We start from the raw sequence: 8125 nt of genomic DNA, 5'->3' as shown, positions 1-8125 counted from the left end.
CTTGACCACCGTCTTGTTGCCGGCGCTGCGCAGGCAACAAGACGGTGGTCAAGGAAGCCCGCCTCGTCACCGCGGACCGCACGCCGTAGTTTCATTTCGAGCGTTATGGCGCGGGTCGGCCCGCGCCAGCCCCGTTCAGCCTCGCGTAAGGTCAGACCCGTCACACAAATCCCAATGGTAATTTGCGACGTCCCGTCGCAGACTATCGTCTAATGCACCCGTCCGGATCACCCGGCGGGTGCGAGCCATCGGGGGATTGCCGTGACCAGTACGCCCGCCATCGTTTCTTCTGGCCACCCTCCAAGCAGCCCGCTGCCGTTTGCGATCACCCTCGGTGCCCTCGGTGTCGTCTATGGCGACATCGGCACCAGCCCGCTTTACGCCTTGAAGGAAGCGGCCAAGGCCGCCGCCCATGGCGGCCCGCTCACCCACAGTGCCGTGCTCGGCACGGTCTCGCTGATCCTGTGGGCGCTGATCCTCATCATCTCGGTCAAATACGCCATGCTGATCCTGCGCGCGGACAACCGCGGCGAAGGCGGCATCGTCGCCCTGCTGGCGTTGCTGTCGGCGCGCAATGCGGCGCCCGGCACCTGGCGCTCCCATCTGCTGGTGGTCGGTCTGGTCGGGGCAGCCCTGCTCTACGGCGACGGCGCGATCACGCCGGCAATCTCGGTGCTGTCGGCGATCGAGGGCCTCAAGGTCGACGCGCCCTCGCTGGCGCCGGCGGTGGTGCCGCTCACCGTCATCATCCTGATCGGCCTGTTCATCATGCAGAAGCAGGGCACCGGCTTCATCGGCAAGATCTTCGGCCCGGTGATGCTGTTCTGGTTCGCCGTGCTCGCGGCGCTCGGCATTCACGGCATCGTCAAGGCGCCCGCGGTGCTGGTCGCGCTCAGCCCGTACTACGCGTTCGACTTCCTGGTGCATCAGGATTTCCACGTCAGCTTCGCGATCCTCGGCGCCGCCTTCCTCGCGGTCACCGGCGGTGAGGCGATGTATGCCGACATGGGACATTTCGGCCGCTTCCCGATCCGGCTGGCCTGGTTCGCGATCTGCCTGCCCGCGCTGGTGCTGAATTATTTCGGCCAGGCCGGCGAGCTGATCAACGACCCGAACTCGATCGACAACCCGTTCTTCCAGCTCGCTCCCGACTGGGCGCATTATCCGCTGGTGCTGCTCGCGACCGTCGCGACTGTGATCGCCTCTCAGGCCATCATCTCCGGCGTGTTCTCGCTGACCCAGCAGTCGATCCAACTCGGCTTCCTGCCGCGCATGCATATCCGCCACACCACCAGCGATGCGATCGGCCAGATCTATGTGCCGCTGGTGAACTGGCTGCTCGCGGCGGCGACGCTCGGCGCGGTGCTCGCCTTCGGCACCTCGGACGCCCTCGCCGGCGCCTACGGCATCGCCGTGTCGCTGCTGATGGCCATCACCACTCTGCTTGCGGCGCTGGTGGCGATCCAGTGGGGCTACTCGCCGATCCTGGTGATCGCGGTGAACGGCTTCTTCTTCATCATCGACGCGATCTTCTTCGCGGCCAACACCGAGAAGCTGTTCGAGGGCGGCTGGTTCCCGCTGCTGCTCGCCGCCGCCGTCGCGTTCCTGATGCTGACCTGGCGCAGCGGCGTGAAGCTGGTCGAGAAGGCACGCAGCAAGCTGCGCCAGCCGGAAGAGGACCTGATCGAGACCGCGGTCAACAAGTGCAGCGCCCGCCTGCCCGGCACCGCCGTGTTCCTGGCATCGGCCCCCAATGGGGTGCCGCTGGCGCTGACGCAATTCGTCAAGCACAATCACGTGCTGCATCAACGCGTGCTGCTGGTCACCGTGCAGATCGAGGAGCGACCGAGGATTGCGGACGAAGAGCGCGCCGACGTCATCGAGATCAGCCCCGGGATCACGCGGATCATCCTTCACTATGGCTTCATGCAGTATCCGACGATCTATGAGGGACTGAAACTGGCCTGCCGGCAGAACAAGCTGCCCGGCATCGACCTCTCGGACGTGACCTATTACATCGGCCGCGAAACCATCATCCCGCGCGAGGACGTTCCGGGCATGTGGGTGTGGCGCGAGTCGCTGTTCGCCTTCCTGCAACGTAACGCCGAGCGGTCGGCGGCGTTCTTCGGCGTGCCAACCGGCCAGGTCGTGGAGTTCGGCACGGAGATCGAGATCTAGTCCCAGCCCGGATGCAGCGGAGCGAAATCCGGGGGACTGGCGGAGCCATATCGATTTGTCCCGGATTGCGCTTCGCTGCATCCGGGCTACGTGGTCTCGAGGAATGGCGGACGATCCACCGCTTCAGCTCAAACCGAGGCTGACGATCTCGATCGAGCAGGCGCAAGCCATCGTCAGCAGCATCGCCCCGCACGCAACGGTGAGCGATGTCATCGAACTGCGCGGCGGCGAGATCAGTACGATCCTCGAGATCGTGCTGGCGGACGCGCCCAACTGCATCCTCAAGGCCTACCCGACGCAGCTGCAATGGAAGATGGCGAAGGAGGTCCACGTCCTCGGGCTGTTGCGCGATGTCGCTATTCCCGTCCCCCGCATTCTCCTCGCCGACGATACGCGTTCAACGATCGATCTCAGCTTCGTGCTGATGAGCAAGCTCGACGGCGTCATGCTCGGCCAGCGCGAACCGGCGTTGACCGAGCAGGAGCTGTTTGCGATCCATGCCGAGATGGGCACGGCGCTGCGCAGGATCAACGACGTCACCCTCGATAGCTTCGGCTATATCGGCCCGAACGGCGTCTGGACGCCGCACCCGAGCAACCGGGCCTACATGTCCGCCCAGTTCGAGCGCAAGCTGACGGAGTTTTGCACGCGCGGCGGGGACGCGGCGCTGGCCGCGAGGCTACAGGCCAGCATTGCCGCACGCAGCCATTTGCTCGACGCAGCCCAGATGCCGCGCCTGTGCCATTACGATCTCCATGCCGGAAATGTGCTGGTGAACGCCGAGGGAAGCCCGCAGCTTGCCGGCATCGTCGATTTCGAGAATTGCACGGCCGGCGATCCGCTGATGGATATGGCCAAGGCGCTGTACTACTTCACGCCAAAGGACGCGCCGAAGCGCGACGGCCTGCTCGCCGGCCACGGCACGCGCGACCGGCCGGATTGGGAGGCCACGATCGCGCTCTACCGGCTCGCCTGCACGCTGGAGCTCTGGTGCTGGTTCGCGCAGATCGGCAAGGTCGACGCGCTCCCCAAGCTCACGGCAGAACTGGAGAGCACCGCATAGGCCTTCTTGTAGCCCGGATTTCGCTACACTCCATCCGGGCTACGGAGCATCTCCGAAACGGCGGCGCTAGCCGCCGTTGCCGTTCTCGCCGTTTTCCTCTTCCGGAATGTGCTCGACCGAGACCACGTGCTCGTCCTCGGCGGTGTCGAACACGATCACGCCCTGGGTCGAGCGGCCGGCGACGCGGATGTCGGCCACCGGGCAGCGGATCAGCTGGCCCTTGTCGGTGACCAGCATGATCTGGTCGGCGTCCTCGACCGGGAACGAGGCCACCAGATTGCCGTTGCGGTTGTTGACGCTCATCGCGACGATGCCTTTGCCGCCGCGGCCGGTGGTGCGGTACTCGTAGGACGAGGTCCGCTTGCCGTAGCCGTTGACGGACACCGTCAGCACCACCTGCTCGGCCGCCGACAGCTCGGCGTAGCGCTCCTGCGAGAGCTGGATCGAATCGTTCGCCGTCTCCTCGCCCTCGGCCTCGACCGGCTCCTCGGTCGTGGCCTCGCCGGCCACCGCGCGGCGCATCTTCAAGTACGCCGAGCGCTCGTCGGAGGTGGTCTCGACATGGCGCAGGATGGCCAGCGAGATCAGCCTGTCGGCCTCGGCCAGCGCGATGCCGCGCACGCCCATCGAGGTACGGCCGGTGAACACACGCACGTCGGGGACCGGGAAGCGGATGCACTGCCCGCCGGCGGCGGTCAGCAGCACGTCGTCGCGCTCGGTGCAGATCTGCACGTCGACGATCGCCTCACCCTCCCCGAGCTTCATCGCGATGATGCCGGAGCGGCGGACGTCGACGAAGTCGGACAGCTTGTTGCGGCGAACCGTGCCGCTCGTGGTCGCGAACATCACGTCGAGATTGCCCCAGGAGGATTCATCCTCCGGCAGCGGCATGATCGTGGTGATGCGCTCGCCCTGCTCCAGCGGCAGGATGTTGATCAGCGCCTTGCCGCGCGCGTTGGGCGCCGCCATCGGCAGCCGCCAGACCTTCTCCTTGTAGACCTGGCCGCGCGACGAGAAGAACAGCACCGGCGTGTGGGTGGAGGCTACGAACAGGCGCGAGACGAAATCCTCGTCGCGGGTCTGCATGCCGGCGCGGCCCTTGCCGCCACGGCGCTGCGCCCGGTAGGTCGAGAGCGGCACGCGCTTGACGTAGCCCGCATGCGACACGGTGACGACCATGTCCTCGCGCTGGATCAGGTCCTCGTCCTCGACCTCGCCTTCCTGCTCGATGATCTGGGTCTTGCGCGGGGTGGCGAACTGCTGCTTCACCTCGGCCAGTTCGGTCTTGACGATCTCCTGCACCCGCGCACGCGAGCGCAGGATGTCGAGATAGTCGGCGATCTCGGCCGCGAGCTTGTCGAGCTCGTCGGAAATCTCGTCCCGCCCCAGCGCAGTCAGGCGTTGCAGCCGCAGATCGAGGATGGCCCTCGCCTGCTCCATCGACAGCCGCAGCGTACCGTCTTCGTTGATGCGATGCCGGGGATCGTCGATCAGCGTGATCATCGCTTCGACGTCGCGCGCGGGCCAGTCGCGCGACATCAGGGCGTCGCGTGCGGTGGTCGGATCGGGCGAGGTCCGGATCACGCGGATCATCTCGTCGATATTGGCAACCGCGATCGCAAGGCCGACCAGGATGTGGGCGCGGTCGCGCGCCTTGCCGAGCAGGAACTTGGTCCGCCGCGTCACCACCTGTTCGCGGAACGCGACGAAGATGGTGAGCAGGTCCTTCAGGGTCATGGTCTGCGGACGACCGGAATCCAGCGCCAGCATGTTGGCGGGGAAGTTCGTCTGCAGCGGCGTGAACTTGTAGAGCTGGTTCAGCACCACGTCCGGCACGGCGTCGCGCTTCAATTCGATGACGACGCGGTAGCCCTCGCGGTCGGACTCGTCGCGCAACTCGCCGATGCCCTCGATCTTCTTCTCGCGTGCCAGATCGCCGATGCGCTCGACCATCGAGGCCTTGTTCACCTGATACGGGATCTCGGTGATGATGATCGCTTCGCGATCCTTGCGGATGGTATCGATGGTCACCTTGCCGCGCATCACGATCGAGCCGCGGCCGAGGTGATAGGCGGAGCGGATGCCCTGGCGCCCGAGGATGATGCCGCCGGTCGGGAAATCGGGACCCGGAATGATGTCGATCAGTTCGTCGATCGTGAGCCCCGGATTGTCGATCAGCGCCACGCAGGCATCGACCACCTCGCCAAGATTATGCGGCGGGATGTTGGTCGCCATGCCGACGGCGATGCCGCCGGCGCCGTTGACCAGCAGGTTCGGGAACCGGGCCGGCAGGACCGACGGCTCTTTCTCGGAATTGTCGTAGTTCGGTTGGAAATCGACAGTATCCATGTCGATGTCGGCGAGAACCGCGAGCGCCGCCTTGGTCAGCCGCGCTTCGGTATATCGGTAGGCCGCCGGCGGATCGCCGTCGATCGAGCCGAAATTGCCCTGGCCGTCGATCAGCGGCACGCGCAGCGAGAAGTCCTGCGCCATGCGGACCATCGCGTCGTAGATCGACTGGTCGCCATGCGGATGGTACTTACCGATCACGTCACCGACGACGCGTGCGGACTTGACGTACTTCTTGTCCGGCGTGTGTCCCTGCTCATGCATCGAGTAGAGAATGCGCCGGTGCACCGGCTTCAGCCCGTCGCGCGCATCGGGCAGCGCACGCGACACGATCACGCTCATCGCGTAATCGAGGTAGGACTTCTTCATCTCGTCGAGAATGGAAACGGGACGAATATCTGAGGGCAGCCGCGGCTCGCCGGGCTTGTCGTCTTCGGGTTCGGACAAAAGGGAAATCCGGTCAGTTGGACTGGGGAATCATATAGCCCATCGGAGGCCTGATAACCACCCTTGGCCGGTCACGGCAAGCCGTTTTTCCCTTCGTTTTTTCATGCACTTACGGGCCTGTCGTTGGGTTTGATCGCCGCTTGGCCCAAGAACCCAATAGCGGGTGGCGAATTGCGGATGGAACGCGGGTTTCGGCTATTCGCTGCTTGCCATTCGCTGTTCGCCTGGCCGTTCGATCACTGCCCGAACACGACGGCGTGCATGATCCGCCCGGGCACGAAGGTGAACAGGCCGGCAATCACCAGCGCGCCGAAGAAGATGCCGATCATCGTGAACTTGTGGCTGCGGACATTGTGGCGCCGCGCCGCCATCACGCCGAGCACCAGCATCACCAGCGAGAAGATCGACAGCAGATGGATCGGGCTCCACGGACCGACCAGCCGGAGCTGATGGATCCAGAACGAGCTCGCGGCGACGATGACCATCAGGATCACCCAGATCCAGCCCAGCGTCCGATGCGGCAACGTGCCCTTGGGCGCGGCCAGTTGGATGGCGCCGAGCACGAAGGCGGCCATCGCGGCAAAGGCATGGAGCGGGATCGCAGGCGCGGCGTCGAGCAACGGCGCAAGGCTCATGATGGCGGCCCTCGAATTGGCGGCCGAACATCATTTCGCCGCGCCCAATGTAAATATCATTCACATCGAGCACTGTCAAAATTTGGGGAACCCGCCCGCTCAAACCTCCGAGAGCACGTAATTTCAGTGGACTACGAGGTTATCCTCATTGTCCACACTAACCTCTTGCCCTCGCGCGTCATTACGCCGCCTCGGAACGTGAGCTTCCCGGAACGGCTGGTCGAACGCGGGAACCATCGCTCAGAACGGGATGTCGTCGTCCATGTCGCTGTTGCGGCTGCCGCCGCCGGCGGCGACGGCGCGGCGCGGCGCCGAGCTGACCGGACCGGACGAGCCGAAATCGCTGCCGCCATCATCGGAGAAGCTGCCGCCTCCGCCGCTACGGCCGTCGAGCATGGTGAGGTTCGAGTTGAAGCCTTGCAGCACGACCTCGGTCGAGTACTTCTCGACGCCACTCTGGTCGGTCCATTTGCGGGTCTGCAACTGGCCCTCGATGTACACCTTGGCACCCTTCTTCAGGTATTGCTCGGCGACCTTGCAGAGACCCTCGTTGAAGATCACGACGCGATGCCACTCGGTCTTTTCCTTGCGCTCGCCGGTGCCCTTGTCGCGCCAGGTCTCCGAGGTGGCGATGGAAAGGTTGGCGATCGGACGGCCGTCCTGCGTCCGCCGGATTTCCGGATCCTTGCCGAGGTTTCCGACCAGGATCACCTTGTTCACGCTTCCCGCCATCGCATCGTCTCCACCTAAACCGGGCCGCCGGACATCGGCCGCCACTCTCAACCTTCGCCACTTACCTGCAGGCGTCGTCGAAGACCCTATACGCCGGCGCCGGCCCGGTGCCTTTGCCGTCGCGCGGGTTATCCACGATTATCGGGATATAGCATCTCGGCCGAAATTGTTCCAGTTTTGTTCGCCACAACCAACCGTAGCAATGGCTGGCGCCGACCGCGCTGCCGCCGGCTTCGCCTCAGATCGCCGGCCGGCCGTTGCGACTTGGAAAAATTCAAAATAAATCAGCACCTTGCCTGACCACCACTTCATCCGCGAGTGTTGCTTTTGGGAGACGGCGTTCGCGGTTGAATCAGCGTATAAGTTCCAGCCATGGCGCGGGCGCTCGCGTCTGGGATCGTGCTTCGGGACAAGTTGGAAGCCGATCGGGGAGCTGGGGGATTGATTATGAAGAAGTTTTTGCTCGGTACGGTCGCGTTGATCGCGTTCGCTGCGCCGGCCGCGGCGGCCGATCTGGCTGCCCGTCCCTACACCAAGGCGCCGCCGATGATCGCCGCCGTGTACGACTGGAGCGGCTTCTACATCGGCGCCAACGGCGGCTGGGGCTCGAGCCACAATTGCTGGAACCAGACCCCGGGCGGAATTTCCATCGGCAGCGATGGTTGTCATGACGCGACGGGCGGCGTCGCCGGTGGCCAGATCGGCTATCGCTGGCAGTCCG

General features: G+C 64.8%; 5 protein-coding genes and 1 pseudogene. 3 read left to right on the top strand and 3 right to left on the bottom strand.

Features of this window, described 5'->3' with window-relative positions:
* Positions 1-324: 324 nt before the first annotated feature.
* Both B2W55_RS01425 and B2W55_RS01420 read left to right on the top strand, forming a co-directional pair.
* A complete protein-coding gene (locus B2W55_RS01425; protein ID WP_024583988.1) occupies positions 325-2178 on the top strand; it encodes a potassium transporter Kup in 1854 nt (617 codons plus the stop codon).
* A 103-nt stretch (positions 2179-2281) separates the two neighbouring features.
* Positions 2282-3241, top strand: coding sequence for a phosphotransferase family protein (locus B2W55_RS01420; protein WP_024583987.1), 960 nt, complete (start codon positions 2282-2284; stop codon positions 3239-3241).
* A 66-nt stretch (positions 3242-3307) separates the two neighbouring features.
* Here B2W55_RS01420 and gyrA read toward each other — a convergent pair whose 3' ends face one another.
* The 3 genes from gyrA to B2W55_RS01405 all read right to left on the bottom strand — a co-directional run bounded on the left by gyrA (position 3308) and on the right by B2W55_RS01405 (position 7404).
* A complete protein-coding gene (gene gyrA, locus B2W55_RS01415) occupies positions 3308-6037 on the bottom strand; it encodes a DNA gyrase subunit A (protein ID WP_024583986.1) in 2730 nt (909 codons plus the stop codon).
* A 236-nt stretch (positions 6038-6273) separates the two neighbouring features.
* On the bottom strand, positions 6274-6672 hold the full coding sequence (locus tag B2W55_RS01410; protein WP_024583985.1) for a DUF2306 domain-containing protein: 399 nt from the start codon (positions 6670-6672) through the stop codon (positions 6274-6276).
* A gap of 240 nt (positions 6673-6912) precedes the next feature.
* Complete coding sequence (locus B2W55_RS01405) at positions 6913-7404, bottom strand: single-stranded DNA-binding protein (RefSeq protein WP_024583984.1); 492 nt, start codon at positions 7402-7404, stop codon at positions 6913-6915.
* A gap of 447 nt (positions 7405-7851) precedes the next feature.
* On the opposite strand from B2W55_RS01405, the pseudogene B2W55_RS01400 reads away from it, so the two are divergent.
* A pseudogene (locus B2W55_RS01400) lies at positions 7852-8125 on the top strand (hypothetical protein); the annotation flags it as partial.

It is taken from the genome of Bradyrhizobium sp. UBA2491, assembly GCF_002341725.1.
GTDB lineage: Bacteria > Pseudomonadota > Alphaproteobacteria > Rhizobiales > Xanthobacteraceae > Bradyrhizobium.
This window is presented reverse-complemented; position numbering and strand designations above follow the sequence as displayed.